We start from the raw sequence: 19,946 nt of genomic DNA, 5'->3' as shown, positions 1-19,946 counted from the left end.
AACGAGGCCCTCGCAGGGCTGGAGAAGAACGCTGCCGAGGCAGAGGCGCGTTACCGGACCGCACGCACCACTCTCTCCCAGTTCAAGAAGCTTCGTGACTCAGGTGCCCTGAGCGATCCCGAAGCCACGCGGGCCGAGTACGAGCAGAAGGTCCGGGAGCACGAGGCAGCCTCCCAGCGGTGGCAAAAGGCGGCCGCCGCTTTGACGGAGGCACTCGGGGAGCTGGGCCGTCTCACGGCGCTGTTCAAGGCCGCGGAGCAGCACCGTCGGAAGGCGGCCAAGCAGGCCGATGCCGCACAGGCGAAGCTGAGCGGCGCGAAGGCGGACCTGGCGCGTGCCGAGGGCGTGCGTGATGCCTTGTTGGTGCCGTCGCAGAAGGAGTGCACGCTGTGTGAGCAGCGTCTTCCGGAACGCTTCCCCGGGCGCTGCCCGCAGTGCGATCAGCCTCATCCGGCAGGGGAGAACCGGCGTACCAGGCTCCTCGCTGCGGCGAGCGCGAAGGTGGACCGGCTTCGGTTGAAGGTACGCGAGCTGGAAGATGTCGTGACCGCTGCCGTCCGAGTGGCGGTGGAGGCCGAGCAGGCTGCGGCGCGCGCCCTCGCGGACCGGGACGCCTTCGAGGGGCAGATCGTTGCTGGGGCCCGTAGCGCCGCGCAGCAGGCGGAGAAGGAGGTTTTCGGGCTGAGTCGGGATGTTGCCCAGCTCAAGCGGCAGACCGAGCGCGCCGACTACATCCGGGCCCAGGAGCGGGTGATCAAGGAGGCGAAGGAGCGGATGGAAGCCGCTCGGGGCGCCCGGGATGCCGCTCAGGCCGCTGACGGGGTCCGCCGCAAGGAGGTCACCGGCCGTTTGTCGGCCTTCTTCCTTACGCGGCTGCGGCAGATCAACCCCGCCGTCGAGACCGCGCATGTGGATCCGCAGGACTTCACCACTCTCGTCAAGGAACGCGACGAGAGGGACAAGACGTTCGACGACAGTTCCGTCGCCGGGAGCCCGAAGGTCACGACGAACGTCGCTCTGCTGCTTGCCCTGCGCGACCTCGGCCGTATCGACGCAGCGGTCCGGATCCCCCCGCTGATGATCATCGACTCGCCTCTGGCCGGACTCGGGGCGACGGGCCTCGATCACGACACCAGCCTGCGTCTGATCGATACCCTCATCTCCATCGCGGACGAGCCCTGTGCCGACGGCTACGCCTGCCAGGTCATCGCCGCCACCAACGACCCTCTCCCCCGCCCCTACCCCGGCGTGAGGGAAATCCCGATCAACGAAGGCCACCGGTTCTTCGACCACGCCCCGCCCCGGAAGAACTGACCCCCTTGCATCGGGCAGTACCGCGGCGACGGCGCCGCGGTACTGCCCGATGGCGTCTGGGCGGCGGGGTTGACCGACGGACGATGTGCGTGTCCAAGGCCGCGCTGCGGCAGATCCCGGTTCCGGCAACGGTGCCGCAGCCATCGGCCGGCCGGAAAGGGTCCGTCGTGCCGCAGGTGGCAATTGGTGACGCCGCCGGTGCGGTAGCGGCTTCTAGAAGTGGTCTCGCTTCAGTGATTTCAGCAGCTTGGTGTGGGTGGGTCCCAGACCGCGCGTCGGCTTCATGCTGCGCCGCAGGTCATAGGAGTCGGGCTTGGCCATCGGGCGGGCCCGCACACCGACGATGCCGGGTCCCAGGAGGTAGTTCGTCGTCACGATGGTGGCCTGGTGTGCCAGGAGGAATTCCAGGACGCGCAGTTGCTTGCCGCTGTTGCGTGACAGGCGGCTCAGGGCGGAGAGCGGAACGACGGAGCCGGGTTGGCTCTGCACGTAGCGCAGCAGGTGGATCAGAGCCTGATCGAAGCGCGGGTCGGTGCCGGAAGCCACGACTGGCTGGCCCTCGCCGACGGGCCGTGCGCTGCTGGGATCCGCGTGGAACATCTCCTTAACGCCGGGCAGTTCGGGTTGCGGCGCCTGGGGAAGGGCGTAGCTTCCCTCTCCACCGGACGGGGATTCCATCACGTTCGACAAGGCGGTCAGGCACGCCCACGCGCGCGGGTAGGCGACATCGAGGCCTGTCAGGGTGTTGGAGTTGACCGGCTTGCCGGGCTGTTCCAGGAGAGACCGGAGCGGATTGGTGGCAGCTTCGGTGATGGCTGCTATGTCGGCGGCCCCGATGGGGCCGCCGAGCGCGTGGAATTCCTCCAGCGTGCTGTTTCGGACGGCGACGACCACGGCGGCTCGCAGCCACGCCGGCGCCGACACGGGGCGGTGCTGACTGACTTCTTCCAGGAAGGGAGTGGCCAAAACGTCCGCGTACTCACCCGGCAGCGCCGCCAGCATTCGCGCACGCCGGATGACGTCGACGACGACACTGTCCGCGTCGGCGTCGGACAGGCCCGCCCGGGACAGGAGGCTCGGCAAGGTTGTGCGGCAGAACCCGCTCACGAACTCCGTCTCGTGGATGCTGTCGCCGCGTGTGTACGTAATCGTCATACCCGCCCCGTCCCTGTACTGCCTTCCTCCTGGCAGCCTAGATTCCCGTCGATCGGTCCACCGTATGAACCGGACATCTGCCACCGCGCGGCATGGTTCCACGTGCCCTCGCGGCGGGTACGGCGTTGAAAGGGGCGGCACAAGGTGATGTGAGGGGAGTGCGTGTGTCGTACGGATACGGTGGCGGCCCCAACTGGCCGATGATCCAGGCACGGCGTCAAGCCGCGCAGGAGAGGCGAGCTCGGCGCGCGGGCAGGCTGCGAGCCTCAAGGCGACGGCTGATCGGTGGAAGGCGGCCTTCGAGGCGCTGGCCGATCACGTGCGAACAGCAGCAGGGCGGACCGGTACGGAACACAGCGACGATGGCCAATGCGGATGTTCGTCATGCTGGGACGCGCTGATCGCCAGGCCCGCGACGGAGGCGCAGCCAGGCGACAGCCCGACCTGTGGGGCGAGCACCGCGGCGTTCTCGTTCACCGGCCTCTTCGGAGACGGCGGACCGCAGCCCCGCCCATGAACAGTCTTCCTGCCGTCGGGGCCGTGATGTCCAGGGCATGGGGGTTGGTCCTTGGCTCGTCTCCTGGGTCTCAGAGGCGGTCATGGCGAGGGATGCCTCATCGGCATATCGGTAAGGAGGAAGCGGTCTGGGGGACGGCACCGGCATGAGGTCTCCGGGAACAGGCTTCTTCACGGCGTGTCTGTCCGTGGTCTACGGCCGGCGGTGGGTGCGGTGGGCGGTCATGGGCGAGTCCGTCGAGACGTTCTCCGGGAGGCCGGCAGACCGGTGTGGCGGACCGCTTCGTGCAACCACTTCTCGTAGGTGCCGAATTCATAGGTGGGGCGCTGTGGGGTGGGCGGCAGTATGCCGTCGTACCACTGCACTGGGGGCGGTGCGGCTGCCTTGTGCTTCTTCTTGCGGCGGGGCGGCGTGGGTTGGGGCGGGCGCAGGCGGCAGTGCTCGGCAAAAGCGGTCAGGGCGGGAAGGGTGTGCTGCGGGCCGGCCAGGAGGGAGCCGTCGCGTGGGGAGAGGTGAAGCAGGTTGGCCGCGGCCAGCAGGAAGGGCCTGGCCCAGGGCGGGACGGTGTAGGTGCCGCAGCCTGCTGTGAAGCCGTGGCGGCGGGTGCGGAATGGGTCGTGGAGGGTGAGGGTGGTGGCGTCGGGGTCGAGGTGGCTGTAGTGGACGGTGGAGAGCTGGGAAGCAGACGCGCCCGTGGCGACCGCGATGGCCAGCGCGGCGGCAAGCTGGGGCACGGCGGTCCGGGTGGCCAGGCGGTGGACAACCTGGTCGATGGCGTAGGCGCGCTCGGGGACGTAGGGGTGGCCGGCAGGGCCGGGGGTGCAGCGGCAGGTGGGCAGATCCTGGTGGAAAGCGAGGTAGGCCAGGGCAGGCACGGTGATCCAGCGGCCTTCGCCATTACGTCGCGGCGGGGCGATCTCAGGGGCCGGATCCAGCAGGTGACCCGGCGCATCGCCGGTGGATACGGTGTGATGTTCGACGTGGCGCAGCGCGGTCCGCATCACGGCGGGCGGGCGCCTGGTGTGGCAGAAGGCGACCAGGTGCACACCCGTGCGCTTGCGCAGGACCAGCAGGCGCGACCAGCATTCGGCGTCCAGGAGGTGCGCACGCAGCACGAGGAGCCGGGCGACAGGCAGGGCGAGGATCCAGGCAGCAGCGGTGTTCCAGACGGGCGGGCCCTCTTTTCCCCAGTTCCCCGGCAGTTCGGCCGGCTTGCCGAGGGCGGCGAGGATGTCGAAGCCGAGTGTCTGGCTACGCACCGCGGGGGCGGGGTGCACGGTGACGTGGCCGGCGGGAAGGTGGTGCGCGGCCAAGGCGGCACGGGTGACGGCGACATCGTCGGCGGGGTCCAAGAGCACAGTGACAGGCGCAGCGGACGGGAAAATGATTCTTGTGCTCATGGCGGCGTCACCGGCGCGGCTGGTGGTACGGCGGGACGGTCACCGGGTGTCCTGGTGCGGCAGGAGACGGGCGCCCAGCAGGTCCTCCAGCACCGGGTAGTCCGCGATGCCGCCCGAGGCGCGCAGTAGGCGCAGCGTGTGGTGGGTGGCCTGGGCCCAGCGGCGGAAGTTGCCGTGACACAAGCGTGTATCGAGCAAGTCCACAGCATCGGGGTCGCTCGTCTCCCACAACGGGTGGAAGCGCGGGATCACCCAGCGCACCTCTTCCGGGGTGAGCGCGGGGATCGTCAGCCACACCGCGGTGCGGGAGGCCAGCATCTTCTGGCGGCGCAGCACCGCCAGGCCCCGCTCGCCGGCGGCCAGGACGATCGCCAGGCAGGTGCCGGCGTCGTCGAAGAGGTAACGCAGGTACTCGAAACACGCGGCGTCCAGCCGCTGGGCCTCGTCCACCACCAGTAGGTGATCACGGCCGGCCAACGCCTTCCGCAGGGCCGTATCGAACACCCCCGGGTCCTCGGTCCGTACATCGGTGAGGTTCAGGGCGTCGGCGAGGTGAGCGCGCAGGGCCGCCGGGGTCGGGGCGGGGCGCGGCAGGAGACGGATCAGACGCGCACGGCGGGCGGGCACAGCGCCGGAGGCCAGCACGGTGTCGAGGGCGAAGGTCTTCCCGCATCCGGCATCCCCGTACAGGCACATGATCGCCCGCTCGTTGACGGTCTGCTCCAGGCCGCGGACCAGGTGCTCGAGTACGGGGACGGGGACGGTGGCCGCGCCGGGCAGGGACAGGTGGTGCCGTGGCGGATACGACGGGCGGCGCCGGACAGCCGGCGTGGGGGCGGCGGACGGGCGGGCCTTGAGGGTGCGGGCCGGTAGAGAACGGGCCGGTGCCTGTGAGGCGCGCGAGGACGCGCCGGTGGTGCGGCCCATCAGTTCTCTCCCAGGCGGCTGAAGGCCCACCGCAGGACCTCGGTGTCCACCCGCTGTCGCTGCAGCCGCTCGCAGCCGATCCGGACCTGCGCGGTCAGCCAGGCCCAGTTGCGGAAGTTGCCGTGTGCGGCGTGTTCGTCGGCGAAGACGATGTCATCCGCCTTCGCGTTCTCCCACACCGGGTGGAACAACGGGATCACCTCCAGTACCTCGGCGCGGGTCAGGGGCTTGAAGCGCTGCCAGATGAAGATGCGGGAGGCGAGCATCGGCTCCTTGCGCAGCACCGTGTAGCAGCCCTGGCCGCCGACGAACACCAGGGCCAGCTGAGTGCCGTAGTCGTCCCACAGGTAGCGGAAGTACTCGAACACCTCGGAGTTGAGCCACTGCGCCTCGTCCACCACCAGCGTCCGTGGCTTCGTTGCCAGGGCGTCTTTGAGGAGCCGGTCGAACTCCGACGGGGCGCCTGGGGCATCGCCCTTCAGGCCGAGCGCGGCGAAAATCTCGTGCCGGACCGCGCGGGCCGTGGGCCGGGCGCGGAAAGTGATCCGCCGTACCTCCTCGCCGGGCTCCAGCTCGCGCAGGCACGTATTGACGGCGAGGGTCTTACCGAACCCCGCGTCCCCGTATACGCACATCATCGCCCGCGCCCCGATCGTGTCAGCCAGGTTCTGGCGGGCACGGACGAGGGCAGCGGTGGACACGATGTGCGCGCCGGGCAGCGACAGATACTGGTCCCCCTGGGCCGGGGGCAACGTTCCGGTCATCGGTCCTTCTCTCCCTCTGTGCTCTCGCCCGCATCCGGGCCGTCGGCTCCGTCAGCCGGTGCGGGCGGGCTCTGGGGGTGCTGCCCTTCGCGCAGCGAGGCCGGAGTGCGCCAGTGATCCGGGGGCGCAGCAGGCGGGATGAGATCGGGCAGTGCCCACTGGGCCGCGTCGCCAAGCCGGGTCCTGGCCGTCTCCTCAGCGGCCTCGGCCGCGGTCAAAGCGCCGAGTTGCTCGGGCTGTTCGGCGTGGGTGACTGCGGCGTAGCGGGTGCGGGTGTGCCGGGAGGCGGCAGACAAGGCTCGGGCAAGGCGCCGCTTCTCGGCGTCCTTGCGGCGGCGGTGGGCTTTGCGCTGTTCGGCGGTGGCCGCATCCGCCAGATGTGCCGGCCCCAGATACCTGCCCGAGGCGGCGTCGAACACCTCGATCTCGTGGTCGTGGTGCGGGATGTAGCGGATGGTCACCTTCGTGCCCGCGTCCGCGCCGCCGTGCATCCACTCCCCCACGTAGTAGCGGTTGTTCCAGCGCACGCCGCTGGCGGTGAGTGTGCGGGTGCGGCCGTCGTCGGCGAGCGTGAACCGGTGCAGCAGATGAGGCTGGACGTCCTCGATAGGGGTGGGATCGGCCCGCCACGCCTCAAGCGGCGTGAGGCCGTCGAGGGCCTGCGAGGTGTGCTCGGTGTTCCACCATGTGACCCATTGAAGGAGCCTGCGGACGAACTCGGTGAACGGCAGCGGGGGCGTCTCGTCGATGAAGGGATTACGGGCGCCGGGGCGCACCCGCATCGAGGGAGCGTGGGTATAGCGGGGCAGGGAGGCGAAGAACATCCTCTCGGCGCACCTGTTCAGGTTCTCCACCGAACCCTTCAAGTCCGGCCGGTACGCGGGCAGGTCCTGCAAGGGCACCGCGAAGTACCCCAGGGCCTCGGCGACCGTGGCCGAGAGGAAATCGGCGCCGCGGTCGATCCGCACCAGCGAGGGCAGGCCCCCGATCGGCCCGTAGGGGCCAGTCGGCTTCTCATCCCGCGAGAGCGCGATCCGCAAAGCAGCCAGGATCGCGTCCCTCGAGGGCTGGTGCGGCGTGACAGCAGCACCCGGCACCGCGTTCGTGGCGCAGTCGATGAACCACGTCACCCACGGGAACACCAACTCCCCGTCCAGCATTACCTCGACCGGGACATGCTTGTGATCCGCCTCCCAGCAGGCATTACGCCACAGCCTCGGGCGCCGCAGATGCACATCATGACGCCGCCGGGCACGCTCCCCACCGGCAAGAGCCGCACGCTGCCCCGCGTTGAGATCGAGGCGGATCGCCCGGTGCAGTGTCGCCAACGACGGTGTACCGGGCACGTCCCCGCCCTCGGCGCGGGCCACAGCCGCCTCAGCGACCAGATCCCGGTGCAGCGCGGCCGCGTTCCCGCACCATGCTGCAAGCCGCCCATGCAACTCGTCCGTGAGGTGGAACCGCTCCCGCCCGGCCGGCTCCATGCGCCCTTGGCGGCCATCGTCCAGCCAGCGCCATACCGTCCGCAGCGACACCCCCACCGACTTGGCGACCAGCCGCGCATGCCCTGTGGTCAACTCCCCGCGCCCGTCCAACGCCAGCAGCCTCGCCACCGCCTGCTCACGCCCCAGCAACCTGGGCACCAGCGAGGCGGCCTCCATGCCCCCAAGATCAACGCTGACCAATTCCGTCCCGGCCATGCCCTACTCCCTGGCACCGACGACCCGTACCCCTTCCCACGAGGCACAATCCGCCAACCACCAAGCGATAAAGCAGAGTTCAGGGAAAAACCCGTCCGGCACAAGACCCGGCCGCTACACTGCCCCGCCGCTCAGGAATCTGCACCAACCTGACCAGCACCCCTGCATCCCACTGTCACCAACACCACGTCATACCGATGACACCACCTCGAACAACACCCCAGGCCAGACCCACACAACCACCCAGCGACACCCACCCCACCACCAGTGACACTCTCACTCAGATTCGCACGCGTGGTCGAGAATCAGTTTTCTTTCCCGGAAGGCAGGAATGGACTAGTGGACCTCTTCCCTATCTGGAAGCGCTATGTGCGCGCCGTGGAGCAGGAATTCATTCGGGCGGGTTTCCCGGAGGCCGCCTATTCGGTGGCCCGTGATGACGAGCACCCCGGTTCCTGCGTTGCTTCGTGGAAGTGGGCCGTGGGCATGCCGCGGGTGAACGCGCAGGAGTGGCCCGAGGGGCTCACGCTGACGTGGTCCTCGCTGTACGGACGCTGGACGTACAGCGTGTTGGACGAGTACGGGCTGGAGAACACCCTGGCGCTGCCTGTTCCGGCTCTGGCCGCTCCTTCCGCCGTCAGTGGTGTCCTGCCTGCGCTGATGGACGGCAGGCACGGGCAGCTCCCGGCTTCTGAGGAGCGTTGGGAGCACGCCGGGCTGCTGGAGTCGTGGACCGAGTCGGCGGCCCTGTACGGCGATGACAAGTACGACGCCGCCTACCAGGCAGCGGAAGAGGAAGCGGAGACCTTCCTGCGGTGGCAGGAGCAGCTGGACGGCGGACAGGCCATGGCGGCGGAGCCGGGCGCCGGCCTTTCCGAGGAGAGCGGGGAGCCTGCCGGGCTGACCCGCTACCGGGTCCTGGCCATGCGGACCGATGAGGCCCACCCGGGCGCGGCCACCCTGACCAACCACACCTACGCGAGATCTGCGGAAGAGGCCCTGGCCAAGGTCCGCCGGGAGAACGAGCGGCCCGGCGGCCTGTACGGCGAGCAGGGCCTGTACCGCGTGGTGGAGGTGACCGAGGAAGGACCGGCCGGTGAGGTCCTGCGCCAGGAGGCCGCCCGCCGCACGTTCGTCGACGTGGTCATGAACGCCGCGCGCACCGAGACCAGCCAGGACATCACCGGGATGCCCCACCCGGAGATGTTCGGCGTCCTGTGCGACTTCTTCACCCGCGCCATCGTCTTCGCCGGGCAGTTCGGCTTCCCCAGCGGCAGCGACCCCGACGACGACCAGATGCACACCAGCGACCCCTCCCGCGCCCTGTCCCGCCTGCTCCTGCAACACCTCACCCACCACGAACTGGACCTGGTGGAAGCCGCCCCGTCCTGGCCCCTGCTCGAAGGCCGGCACAGCGCCGACCACGCTCGCGACGACGACGGCCAGGAGGAGGGAAGCGAGGCGGCCCCGGAGTTGATCGAGCAGGTCCTGGCCGTGTGCGAGCCGCACTACGCGGCCGTGACCGGCACCAGCGCCGCCCAGTGGGACAAGGAACTCTCCCGCGAAATGGTGGGTCTGGCGCTGCGGACCGTACGCCTGGCGGACCGGAAGGCGTACCCGCAAGTCCTGGAGGCGTACCTGGTCGACAACCGGGCGCGACTGGAGAAGCTGTGGCGCATCTACGGGCCCGTCGGCGTCTTCCCGCAGGGCGTCTACCACCTGGTTGAGACGCCCGAGTCGTTCGTGCTGTGCGAGCGGATCGACAACGCCCCGATGTGGCTCACGGGGGTCTGGAGCAGGGAATGCGAATCGGACACCCCACTCGAAAGGCTCCAGGAAGCCTGGCTGTACGGCACGAGCGAGAGTGATGGACGATGAGCAGGATTCCGCTCAAGAAACACCAGATCGACCAGAAGTCGAGTTTCCGTAAGTGGGTCGGATTTCCTGCAAGGTCATCCGTGCCCCCTCAGGGTGCCCGGGGAACGATCGTGTCAGCAACCGGCTCCGGTAAAACGATCATGGCTGCCGCCTCCGCACTGGAGTGCTTCCCCGGCGGCCGGATCCTTGTGACCGTCCCGACCCTGGACCTGCTCGCCCAGACCACCCAGGCGTGGCGCCTGGTGGGCCACACCGCGCCGATGGTCGCGGTGTGCTCGCTGGAGAACGACGCGGTGCTCAACTCGCTGGGGGTGCGCACCACCACCAACCCGATCCAGCTCGCCCTGTGGGCCGGGCACGGGCCCGTGATCGTGTTCGCCACCTACGCCTCCCTGGTGGACCGCGAGGACATCGACGCACCCGTGGGCCAGCGCAAGGTGCGCGGGCCACTGGAGACCGCTCTGGCGGGCGGAGAGCGCCTGTACGGACAGCGCATGGCGGGCTTCGACCTCGCCATCGTGGATGAGGCACACGGAACCGCCGGTGATCTTGGCCGTCCATGGGCCGCGATCCACGACAACGCCCGCATCCCCGCCGACTTCCGGCTCTACCTCACGGCCACCCCCCGCATCCTCGCCGCGGCCCGGCCGCAGAAGGGCGCGAACGGCCAGGAGGCAGAGCTCGCGACCATGGCCGACGACCCGGACGGCACCTACGGCGCCTGGCTCGCGGAGCTCGGTCTGAGCGAGGCGATCGAGCGCGAAATTCTCGCCGGATTCGAGATCGACGTCCTGGAGATCCGGGACCCCTCCCCCGTCCTCGGGGAGTCGGAGGAAGCCCGGCGCGGCCGGCGCCTGGCGCTCCTGCAGACGGCGCTCCTGGAGCACACCGCCGCGTACAACCTCCGCACCGTCATGACGTTCCACCAGAAGGTGGAGGAGGCCCGCGCGTTCGCGGACAAGCTCCCCGAGACGGCCGCCGCGCTGTACCTCAACGACGCCTCCGATGAGGACCTGGCCAAGGCGGACAAGCTCCCGGCGTCGTCGATCGACGCGGAGTTCTACGAACTCGAGGCAGGCCGCCACGTGCCCCCGGACCGCGTGTGGTCGGCGTGGCTGTGCGGCGACCACCTCGTCTCCGAGCGGCGCGAGGCGCTGCGCCAGTTCGCCAACGGCATCGACGCGGCCGGACGCCGGGTCCACCGCGCCTTCCTCGCCAGCGTTCGCGTGCTCGGGGAAGGCGTGGACATCACCGGCGAGCGGGGAGTCGAGGCGATCTGCTTCGCCGACACCCGCGGCTCCCAGGTCGAAATCGTGCAGAACATCGGCCGCGCGCTGCGCCTCAACAAAGACGGCAGCACGAAGATCGCGCGCATCATCGTGCCGGTCTTCCTGGAGGCCAACGAGGACCCGAACGACATGGTCGCCTCCGCCTCGTTCCGCCCCCTTGTAGCGGTCCTCCAGGGCCTCCGCTCGCATGATGAGCGACTTGTTGAGCAGCTCGCTTCCCGCGCGCTCACCAGCGGCAAGCGCAAGGTCCACGTCCGGCGTGACGAGGACGGCCAGATCGTCGGGGCGGGCGGCGGGGGTGACGGCGAGGACCAGGAGCAGGACGACGACACGCAGGCCGCCGCCGAAGCCGCCCTGCTCCACTTCTCCAGCCCTCGCGACGCGGCGACGATCGCGGCGTTCCTGCGGACGCGGGTCTACCGGCCTGAGTCGCTGGTGTGGCTGGAGGGCTACCAGGCCCTCATCCGGTGGCGGAAGGAGAACGAGATCACCGGCGTGCACGCCGTTTCCTACGACGTCGAGGTCGAGGTGGGAGTCACGAAGGCATTTCCGCTTGGCCGCTGGGTCCACATGCAGCGGAAGGCGCTGCGGGCGGGTGAGCTGGAAGAGCGGCGCAAGACCCTGCTGGACGCGCCGGAGGCCGGGATGGTCTGGGAGCCGGGCGAGGAAGCGTGGGAGAACAAGCTCGCCGCCCTCCGCTCCTACCGCCGGGCCACCGGACACCTCGCACCCCGCCAGGACGCCGTATGGGGCGAAGGCGAGGCGATGGTGCCCATCGGGCAGCACCTCGCCAACCTCCGGCGCAAGGGCGGTCTGGGCAAGGACGCGGACCGGGCGGCGGAGCGCGCGCAGCAGCTGGCCGCAGTCGATAAGGACTGGGACTGCCCGTGGCCGCTGGACTGGCAGCGGCACTACCGCGTCCTCGCGGACCTGGTCGACACCGACGGCGTCCTGCCCTACATCGCACCCGGCGTCATCTTCGAGGGCGACGACGTGGGCAAGTGGCTCCAGCAGCAGCAGAATCCGGTCACCTGGGCGCAGCTCCTGCCCGAGCAGCAGGAGCAGCTGACCACGCTGGGAGTGCAGCCCGCCCAGGCAGCGCCTGCCGCCCTGGCGGCCCCGCGTGCGGTGAAGGGCCCGAACAAGGCGCAGCAGGCGTTCCAGCGGGGCGTGGCGGCCCTCGCGCAGTGGGTAGAGCGGGAAGGCGCGGACCGGCCGGTGCCGCGCGGTCACGGCGAACCGATCGCGGTCGACGGCGAAGCAGAGCCGGTGATCGTGAAGCTGGGCGTGTGGGTCTCGAACACCAAGTCGAGGCGGGACAAGCTCGCCCAGGAGCAGCTGGACGCGCTAAGGGAAATGGGCGTGGACTGGGCGTGACACAGGATGCGGCTGGTCGTTGAACTGACGGTCAAGTGAAGTGCACACAGACCCCGGGATGTCATGGCTGATTCCCGGGGTCTCGTGCTGTCTGCCGCCCTATGCGGTCTCGTGCAACACCACCGTGCAACATGCCCCACCGTCCCATTCGGGTCGATGTTTTCCCAGGTCAGGGGTGCAACGCGGGTGCTGTGGTTCCCTGTGTTGCAGAGATCCTGTTGCAGGCTGTGGCCAGGGCCGCGCGGGTGCCAGGATGGGACAGCTTCAGGCGCTGCCCGTGGCAACGGCCGCGCGGAACTCCTGAGTCATCAAGGCCGCCGAGCCGCGCTGGACAGGGGCGGGGCCCGGCTCGCCCCACACCTTGTGCAGCGCGGCTCGCATCCGGTCGTTCATGGCGTCGTTGATCACGGTGCTGTGTTCCTCGGGCACCTCGCGGGTGTCCGAGATGACGATCATGGTCCCGTGCCGGGTCCCGATCATCCCGATCGTGGTGGCCTTCCATCCAAGCTGCCGGGCCGCCTTGCGCATCGCCGCACGGATCAGCTCTACCCCGCCCAGCCCGACGGCTTCCTCGTCATCGAGGTTCACCTGGTAGGAGCCGCCGTAGCCGCCGGCGCCCTCAGGGCAGTTGCGGGCCAGCAGGGGCACGAGGGCTTCGGCCATGGCGGTGCAGCGCGGGTCCTTCGCGTATGAGGCCATCGTCAGGCCCTGTCCGGGCCGGTGAGGTGCGGCCACAGCAGCTTGAGGTCGCGGGCGACCCGCTCGGCCAGGACGTCGGGGTCGTTGGCGGTCCACTGGTGCGCTGTCCCGATGGCGTCGGCGGCCTTCGTCCTGGAGGTGCTCTTGCCGGGGAACGGGCCGGACTGCGCGCGGGCGGTGAAGGTCGCCGGGCCGGGCGGGCGGGGCAGGAAGAGCAGCGGGTGGTGCGGGGTGAAGTCGAAGTGACCGAGGCCGGCTGCGGGCTCTTCGTCGAAGAGCTGCGGTTCGGTCCACAGTCCGACGGTGACGACGATCCAGGTGTGCGGCCGGTCCGGGTCGTTGCACAGCCACAGGTCGAACGTGCCGGCCAAGAGGTCCTTCTCCCATTTCCGGACCTTCGCCCGCGGCTCCAGAGCATCGGCCCCGTCCTGGCGCAGCGGGATCAGGGCGCGCTCGAACGGGGCGATCAGATCGTCGTAGGCGGTCCGCATGGCCACGCTGCCGGCGTGGTCGTACGTCAACTCGCGGTCCGGGGCGATCTCCCACGCCAATCCGTCGGGAAGCTGGGTGGTCAGGTACTGGCGCAGCGGGGCAATGGCCAGCGGCAGGCCGTCCTTGTCGAGGCGGGCATGCTCGGCTTGGGGCAGGCGGACCCACCAGGCGTAGTACGGCGTCTCATCGTCGTAGGAGTCGTAGTCGACGCAGGAGTCGTACACGCAGCCCAGCGAGGCGGCCAGCTCCGTCATCGCCTCCTGGGTGCGCTCCTCCAGGTCCGGCTCCCCGCCCACGAGCCTTTGAGGGTCTTGAACCTCGAGCCGCCACACCACCCATTCGAAGTCAGTCCAGTCCGTCACGCGCATGCCGCCCGACTCGGTGGTGTGACCCCTGCTGTACCCGGCCAACGTCCCGCTCCCCTGCTTCGCCCTGTTCCGACAGTCCAGTACATCAAGGCCCACCGGGCGGGCGGGAACGTTCGGCGGTACCCGGCCCGGACGAGCGACGCGCAGGGCCGGCTGAACCCGGCGCACCGGCTTAGTCGGCGTCCGGGTCGTATCCGGGGCTCTCCAGGAGACGGCGGCGTTCGTCTTGCTCATGTTCAAGGAGCGCCGTCAGGACGACGTCTCGCCCGCCGCGCCCCAACCTCGGACGAAGGAGGCCAGGGCGCGGCGCTGTTCTTCCTGCCGGGCGGTCTGCTGGGCGAGGATCTGGCGGTCGATGTACGGGTCGACGGCGGCCAGGACCAGGCGCTGGAGTTCGGCGGGCTCCAACGCTTCGACTTCCCACTGCACCGGGTGCTCGATGTCGAAGCCGTAGCGGCGCGCGAAGGCCGGCCACCGGGGATCGCCGCGCTTGCCCTCGGTCGCGGGCAGCTCGTAGTCGTGCACGACCTGGTCGTAGGTGAGCAGCACCCGCTCGGTGTGGCTCCAACAGGCGGTGCGCGCCACGAAGTCCCGTTCGAGATCCTCGCCCGAGCAATCAAAATCACCGACCGTCAGGAGCACCGCTTCCCTCGAGTCGGCGGCGACGCGAGCGCGGACGACGTCGACATAGGACTGGGAGCCGAAGCCGCGGACCACCAGGACCGGGATGCCCGCGTGGGAGAGCCATCCGGTCAGCTGCTGCCGGAGGGTGTCCTTTTCAGCGGCGACGTACACGGCACGGGACTGGCCATGGGTGAGGTCCAGGCCGAACCAGTCGGGGCTCTCGCGCAGGAACGTGCCCGCGTCCGGCCAGGCCGGGGGTACGTGGACTTCGCGCAGGGTGTCGATGAGGTCGGGGAAGCGGCCCTCGCGGCGGGCCTGGGCGAGGTGGGAGGACAGGTGCCGGTACATCGACGGCGTGTGCGGCAGCACGCCCGCGGAGGCGAGCTTGTACATGACCTGGCGCAGCGTGACGCCGCCCGCGTAGCTCTCCACGATCTCCCGGGCCCGGTCCACGACGACCGGCCACCGGATCCGCTGACGCGTCATACCGGTACTTGTACCCATCGCTTGTACCCATCGCACCGCCGCCGGCCCCTGGCACTCGGACGGCTATCGCGTGGAAAGAAGTGTCGCCGTCCAGGAGACGCCTGCAGCTTGTCGGCGGGGCGGTCCGCCTCTGGAGGGGGTTGGATAGGTCGTCGATGCTTCACCAGGTCTGGAAAGGGTCCCTCAGTGAAGTAGTCGGCGCGGTCGCAGCCCCTTGACCACATGGTCTGACCTGCGACGTTGTCCGGTCACCGTATAGACGTGAGGCGCCCTGTGATGCGCCCCGGCTGACGCCTTGGTGAACGCCCTGCCGAGCGTCCTGGTAGGCGCCCTGCCAGGCGCCCCCCGGCGTCAGCCGTCGGGCCCACGCGGGCTACCAGCGGCGTAGGTCTTTGGCGAGGTCGCGGTGCCACTCGGTGCGGCGCGGCACATACGCGTCGGGCGCCGGTCCGAGCGCGACGGCCTGGTCGGTGATCTCGTAGGTGACCCGGTAGGACAGGACCTGGGTGGCGAGGTCCATCCACTCCTGCGTCTTGTACGCCGGCGGGACGGGACCGAGCACGGTCACGAACCACATGGGCAGCAGGGCGCGGTCGCGGATCGCGTCGGCCAGGCGGCCGCGCAGCAGCCAGTTCAGTTTCCGCTCCGCCTTGTCGCCCTGCTCGATCAGGGATGCCTTCGCCTGCCTCAGGGAGTCGTCCTGGGCCAGTGCGGCCTGTGCGGTCTGGGCGGGGCCGGCCAGCTTCTGGGCCCGCTGACCGTGGCTCTCAGCAAGGGTGCGGGACATGCCGAAGTCCATGGCGGCCTGTTTGAACTCGCGGGACGTGCGCGGCTGACTGGCCAGGATGCCGGCGGCCTCCACCACCTTGTCGCGGTGCTCGTTGCGCTCTTCGACCGCTCCTTCGTAGTGGCGGATGTTGAGGCGGTGGGCCTCGCGCTGGTGCCCGGGGAGCAGGCCGGAGCGTACGTGCCAGCCGTGGTTGGCGGTCCTGGCCAGCTTCTTCCACTCCGGGTCGGTGGTGTCGAGGTCGGCGAGCGGGGCACCGCCCGCGGCGAGCAGGTGGGCTTCGAGGACCTGGACGCGGCCGGTCAGCCGCTTGAGAGCCTGATCGGTGTCCTGGATGTCGCCGCGTACGTCGTCGTCCAGCTCGGTCAGCTCGTTGCGGACGGTGCTGAGGTCGTCCTCGAGGCTGCTGATGCTGCTGCGGATGTCGCGCAGCTCGTAGTCGAGGTCTTCAACCTCCCCCAGCTTCGTACGCAGGGAGCTCAGCTCGTGCTCCATCCCGCCGGTCCGGTTCTCCAGACGGCGGACCTGGTAGCCGTGGTCGTCGCTCACCGCCGCGCCCCCTTCGGGTCGGCGCCCGTGCTGTCCATGGAGGACCCGGCGACAAGCATCCAGCCCAGGGCGGCGGCGAAGATGAACCACCGGCTGATCACACTCAGGCTGATGAGCGCCATCAGGAGCCCGACCACGTGCAGTCCGACGGCTCCGAAGCGGCGGTCCCGGTGCTGTTCGGCATCGACCTTCTGGAAGCAGCCGGCCACCGTGCCCGCGAAGTGCGGGACCAGCAGGACCAGCCACCAGGCCGAACGGTCGAGGACGAAGACGAGCGCGATCAGCACGGCGCCGACGACCGCCTGGCCGCGCCAGGACCACGTCACGATGCGCTCACTGCGCCTGCGCTCGGGCTCCGCCAGACGCTCGGGAATCGTCTTCTCGAACTCCACCAGCCTGCCGGTGACGTTCACCAGCCGGGCGTACTCCACCGCGAACTGGTCGTCACCGACATCGTGCTTGAGCACCTCCGCATGGCGAACGCCGACCTTCTGCTGAAGCTGCGCCAACTGCTCCTCGATCTGCTGCTCGGTGCTGCCCACCGAACCACCCCCACCCGCAATGCGACGACACCCCGACCGGACACTTCCCCGCCGACTGCCACCGCCAGCCGTCAAACCGATCGACCGTACCCACAGCGATCCCGGCCCCGCCGGGCAATCACATGCCGTGGCCGAAACCATGCCGATCAAGTGCATCGGTGCCTGCCCAGGGGCGTCACGTTGTCTCCGTGGCTTGGCAGAGGCAGTCGTTATGAGTTCTGCAGGGCGTACACCTGGTACGGCACGGTTGTTCCGCCGTCGGCCTGCCGGTCCGACGTCCCGATGTGGGTGAACCCGGCCTTCATCAGGACGCGGCCGGAGGCGGGGTTGTCGGGGTGGTGCATGGCCTCCAGCCGGTTCAGTGCGGCGGTGGTGAAGGCGACGGTGACGACCTGGTGGGCGGCTTGGGTGGCGTAGCCGTGGCCCCAGGTGTCCTCGCGGAGGATGTAGCTGATGGTGCCCATGGACGGGGATCGTCGCCGCAGGGCGATCAGGCCGATCATCTGGTCGGCGGCGAGGATGCCCCAGGACCACTGGGCGCGCGGGTTCTCTGCGCTTCGGGCGAGGGCTGCCCGGATCTTCTCGCGGGCTTGATCGAGGGTGAGGGCTTTGCCGGTGGTGTGCCGGATGGAGGCACCGCTGTAGATGCGGGCGAGGTCGGGTGCGTCGTCGGGGGCCAGGGCGCGCAGGGTCACCATGCGGTGGTCAGCTCCTTCGCGGTGGGCCGGGCGGCAGGGTCGGGTGCCAGGCAGGCGGTGATGGCGTCCTCGAACGCGGCGAACGGCCACGGCCGGACGTCGGGCAGGGCGGTGGTGGTGCCCTTGGCGATGGCGGAGAGCTTCTCCAGCCGGTCGGTGGCGTCGTCGTAGGCGACAGGGCGGTGGCCGGTCCAGGACCAGAACAGGGAGGCGCCCAGGCTCCAGATGTCGGCGGCCGGCTGCGCCTGGACGTGGATGTCGGCGGGGGTGGTGAGGATCACGGCGGCGATCTCGGGGGCGGTGGTGTGGGTGAGTGCGCCGCGGTACGGCAGGCGCGGCAGGCTGTTGGGGCCGCAGGCGAGGGCGTAGTCGATGACGGCGGCGCGGCCGTCGCCGGTGACGAGGGTGTTGGTGGGCTGGACGTCGGCGTGGGTCCAGCCGGCGGTGTGCATGCGGGCGAGGTGCTCCGCCCAGGTGCGGGCGATGCCCAGGAGCCAGGGGCGGACCGAGGCACGGTCTCCTTCGGGGCCGCGGGCCAGGGCGAGGGCGCGCCACAGGGGTGCGCCGTCGATCCATTTCACGGCCAGCCACCGGCCGCCGCCGAAGACGCCGGCGTCGAGGCGGTAGTCGGGGACCAGGGCGCCGGCTGCGGTGAGGCGGAGAAGGTGGTCGTCCTCCTGGGCCATCTCGGTGGCCTTGTCGTGGGCGTTGTCGCTGTCGGGGTCGTTGGCCTTCAGTGCGACTGCTCCCCGGGGCCCTTGGAGCTTCCAGGCCCGTGAGCCGCGCCGGTCGCTCAGCAGTTGGATCGAGGTGGGCTCGCCGATGTGTGCGGTGAGGACGTCGACGGCTTCACCGGGGGGAGGAACTGTCTGGCCCATGTGCGGATCTCCTTCCACTGGGTGGGGCTGTGCTCGAACACGTCGCGGCCGTCGTCGTCGGCCGCGGCGAGCGCGGAGGCCAGGTCGGGGGTCGCGTGCAGGAAGCGCGGGTCGCGGCGGCGTACTGCGGCTCTCACGGGGAGGAACGATGCGGGGGCGCCCGGGATTCGCATCCCCGCCTCGGTGACTTCTTCTTCGCCTGCGTAGAACTTGCCGAACATGACCCCGCAGGGCCCGTACAGGTTCTTCAGCGCCCAGTGCGGCCAGGCCATCAGCTCGCGGTGGCTGGCGTGGGGCACGTCGCCCGTCAGGACGATGTTCTCGCACCGCAGCAGGCCGTGCGGCCGGTTCATCAGAGGCCGCAGCCATTCCGCGGCCTGGACGCCCGCGTGGAACAGCTCGGCCTGGACCGCGTCGGCGTCGGCGCCGCTGTCGGCGCGGTAGACGGTCCAGGTCGTCAGGTCCCGTTCGAGCGAGGGGGCCAGGTAAGGGCAGTGGGCGGTCATCTGCCGCACGTAGTCGCTGACGTCCACGGACCGTGGCCGGGCGGTACTGGCCTCCACGAGGCGCAGCGCCCCGGCGGTGGGCCGGGGCGCTGGCGTGATCCGGGCGGTGGTCACCTGCGGCTGGTCTCCGGCTGGTCGGGGGCGACGTCGTCGTCACCGCCGGTCGGGGAGCAGTCCCATTCGGCGACCACGGTGCCGGTGGCCTGGTAGTGGGCGAGCGCGTCCTGGTCCACGCGGCCGTCGGCGTCGGTGAACCAGATCTCCGGCAGCGGTCCGTACGCCTCCTCGTAGGCGCTCACCCAGGCGATCGGGCCGTGGCCGTTGTTGGCGGTGTGGCCGATCGGCTGGCCGGCGCTCTCCTGGCACAGGGCCTCGTAGGCGGGGGTGCCGAGCTGTTCGTGCCACGCCTTGTCCACGGCCGGGGAGAACATCTCGGGTGCGCTCTGGCCGTTCTTGAAGCGCTGGCCGGTGATGGTCAGGAACCGGCGCAGCTCGGTGGTTGCGGTGCTCATGGTGGTGCCCCTCTCGGTGTCGAGTGGTGGTCGCCCGGTCCGGTTGGCCGGGGGTGTGGTGCCGGTGTGCCGCGCACCCGGGGTCGTTGGTCGCGCCCGGGTGCGCGGCGGTCTCAGGGGGCCTTGGCTGGCTCGGGGGCGGCGCTGACGAGGCGGTCCAGGCGCTCGTACAGCGCGCGTACGAGCCGGGCGTGGCCCTGGGCACAGCGCACGGTGCCCTCCGGTGGAACGGACAGGCGTCGGTCGGCTTCCCCGAGGACAACGTCGGCGAGGGCGCGGGCGGCGTGGTCTTCGGGCAGCAGGTCCGCGGCGCGGCGGACGTCGGCGGCGACGGCGCGGGTGACGCCGGTGAGCAGCAGCGCGATCTGGTGGAGGTCCGCAGGCGGCAGGCCGGGGACGGCGGTCCATCCCAGTACGGCTTTGACCAGAGCCTTGTGGAGCTCCCGGTCGAGGGGAAGTTCCGCTTCGAGGCGTCCTTCGGGGT

Annotated in this window: 18 protein-coding genes; 3 read left to right on the top strand and 15 right to left on the bottom strand. The window is 70.1% G+C overall.

The annotated features are described in order from the left end of the window. Positions 1–1,314: efflux RND transporter periplasmic adaptor subunit (locus tag ABCR94_RS38815; protein WP_347126141.1), on the top strand; the 1,314-nt coding region annotated here is incomplete at its 5' end. A gap of 213 nt (positions 1,315–1,527) precedes the next feature. Here ABCR94_RS38815 and ABCR94_RS38810 read toward each other — a convergent pair. From ABCR94_RS38810 to ABCR94_RS38790, 5 genes are all read right to left on the bottom strand, one after another. Next, complete coding sequence (locus ABCR94_RS38810; protein ID WP_347126120.1) at positions 1,528–2,469, bottom strand: hypothetical protein; 942 nt, start codon at positions 2,467–2,469, stop codon at positions 1,528–1,530. 738 nt (positions 2,470–3,207) lie between these two features. Beyond that, positions 3,208–4,386, bottom strand: a complete 1,179-nt coding sequence (locus tag ABCR94_RS38805) for a hypothetical protein (RefSeq protein ID WP_347126121.1) — start codon at positions 4,384–4,386, stop codon at positions 3,208–3,210. 39 nt (positions 4,387–4,425) lie between these two features. Further along, positions 4,426–5,313 carry an AAA family ATPase gene (locus ABCR94_RS38800; protein ID WP_347126122.1) on the bottom strand — a complete coding sequence of 296 codons (888 nt, stop codon included), beginning with the start codon at positions 5,311–5,313 and terminating at the stop codon, positions 4,426–4,428. After that, positions 5,313–6,077 carry an AAA family ATPase gene (locus ABCR94_RS38795; protein ID WP_347126123.1) on the bottom strand — a complete coding sequence of 255 codons (765 nt, stop codon included), beginning with the start codon at positions 6,075–6,077 and terminating at the stop codon, positions 5,313–5,315. Before ABCR94_RS38795 ends, ABCR94_RS38800 begins: the two co-directional genes overlap by 1 nt. Continuing rightward, the gene (locus ABCR94_RS38790) at positions 6,074–7,738 is read right to left on the bottom strand and encodes a transposase (protein ID WP_521978796.1); all 1,665 of its coding nucleotides are present in this window, start codon (positions 7,736–7,738) and stop codon (positions 6,074–6,076) included. Before ABCR94_RS38790 ends, ABCR94_RS38795 begins: the two co-directional genes overlap by 4 nt. A gap of 378 nt (positions 7,739–8,116) precedes the next feature. Here ABCR94_RS38790 and ABCR94_RS38785 point away from each other — a divergent pair, with 378 nt between their 5' ends. After that, positions 8,117–9,655, top strand: coding sequence for a hypothetical protein (locus ABCR94_RS38785; RefSeq protein WP_347126140.1), 1,539 nt, complete (start codon positions 8,117–8,119; stop codon positions 9,653–9,655). Then, a complete protein-coding gene (locus tag ABCR94_RS38780; RefSeq protein ID WP_347126139.1) occupies positions 9,652–12,321 on the top strand; it encodes a DEAD/DEAH box helicase in 2,670 nt (889 codons plus the stop codon). Before ABCR94_RS38785 ends, ABCR94_RS38780 begins: the two co-directional genes overlap by 4 nt. 264 nt (positions 12,322–12,585) lie before the next feature. On the opposite strand, the gene ABCR94_RS38775 is transcribed toward ABCR94_RS38780, so the two are convergent. The 10 genes from ABCR94_RS38775 to ABCR94_RS38730 form a co-directional block, all read right to left on the bottom strand. After that, positions 12,586–13,020, bottom strand: coding sequence for a hypothetical protein (locus ABCR94_RS38775; protein WP_347126138.1), 435 nt, complete (start codon positions 13,018–13,020; stop codon positions 12,586–12,588). A 2-nt stretch (positions 13,021–13,022) separates the two neighbouring features. Continuing rightward, the gene (locus ABCR94_RS38770) at positions 13,023–13,922 is read right to left on the bottom strand and encodes a hypothetical protein (protein WP_347126137.1); all 900 of its coding nucleotides are present in this window, start codon (positions 13,920–13,922) and stop codon (positions 13,023–13,025) included. A 207-nt stretch (positions 13,923–14,129) separates the two neighbouring features. Then, a complete protein-coding gene (locus tag ABCR94_RS38765; protein ID WP_347125961.1) occupies positions 14,130–14,990 on the bottom strand; it encodes a hypothetical protein in 861 nt (286 codons plus the stop codon). A 373-nt stretch (positions 14,991–15,363) separates the two neighbouring features. Beyond that, positions 15,364–16,326, bottom strand: coding sequence for a hypothetical protein (locus tag ABCR94_RS38760; protein ID WP_347125960.1), 963 nt, complete (start codon positions 16,324–16,326; stop codon positions 15,364–15,366). Then, positions 16,323–16,868: a hypothetical protein gene (locus ABCR94_RS38755; RefSeq protein WP_347125958.1), complete on the bottom strand. Its 546-nt coding sequence runs from the start codon at positions 16,866–16,868 to the stop codon at positions 16,323–16,325. Before ABCR94_RS38755 ends, ABCR94_RS38760 begins: the two co-directional genes overlap by 4 nt. A 209-nt stretch (positions 16,869–17,077) precedes the next feature. Beyond that, positions 17,078–17,566, bottom strand: coding sequence for a GNAT family N-acetyltransferase (locus ABCR94_RS38750; RefSeq protein WP_347125956.1), 489 nt, complete (start codon positions 17,564–17,566; stop codon positions 17,078–17,080). After that, positions 17,560–18,444 carry a protein kinase domain-containing protein gene (locus ABCR94_RS38745; RefSeq protein WP_347125954.1) on the bottom strand — a complete coding sequence of 295 codons (885 nt, stop codon included), beginning with the start codon at positions 18,442–18,444 and terminating at the stop codon, positions 17,560–17,562. The genes ABCR94_RS38750 and ABCR94_RS38745 overlap by 7 nt, the downstream gene beginning before the upstream one ends. Continuing rightward, positions 18,360–19,064 carry a DUF6875 domain-containing protein gene (locus ABCR94_RS38740; protein WP_347125952.1) on the bottom strand — a complete coding sequence of 235 codons (705 nt, stop codon included), beginning with the start codon at positions 19,062–19,064 and terminating at the stop codon, positions 18,360–18,362. Before ABCR94_RS38740 ends, ABCR94_RS38745 begins: the two co-directional genes overlap by 85 nt. After that, positions 19,061–19,462, bottom strand: coding sequence for a hypothetical protein (locus tag ABCR94_RS38735; RefSeq protein ID WP_347125950.1), 402 nt, complete (start codon positions 19,460–19,462; stop codon positions 19,061–19,063). Before ABCR94_RS38735 ends, ABCR94_RS38740 begins: the two co-directional genes overlap by 4 nt. A gap of 113 nt (positions 19,463–19,575) precedes the next feature. Beyond that, positions 19,576–19,946 (bottom strand): DUF6415 family natural product biosynthesis protein (locus ABCR94_RS38730; RefSeq protein ID WP_347126136.1); only part of this gene is annotated, 371 nt, incomplete at its 5' end.

This window comes from Streptomyces changchenzhani, from assembly GCF_039766235.1.
In the GTDB taxonomy this organism is placed as follows: domain Bacteria; phylum Actinomycetota; class Actinomycetes; order Streptomycetales; family Streptomycetaceae; genus Streptomyces.
Note: the sequence above shows the minus strand (reverse complement) of the source record. Positions and strands in the feature narration are given on the sequence as shown.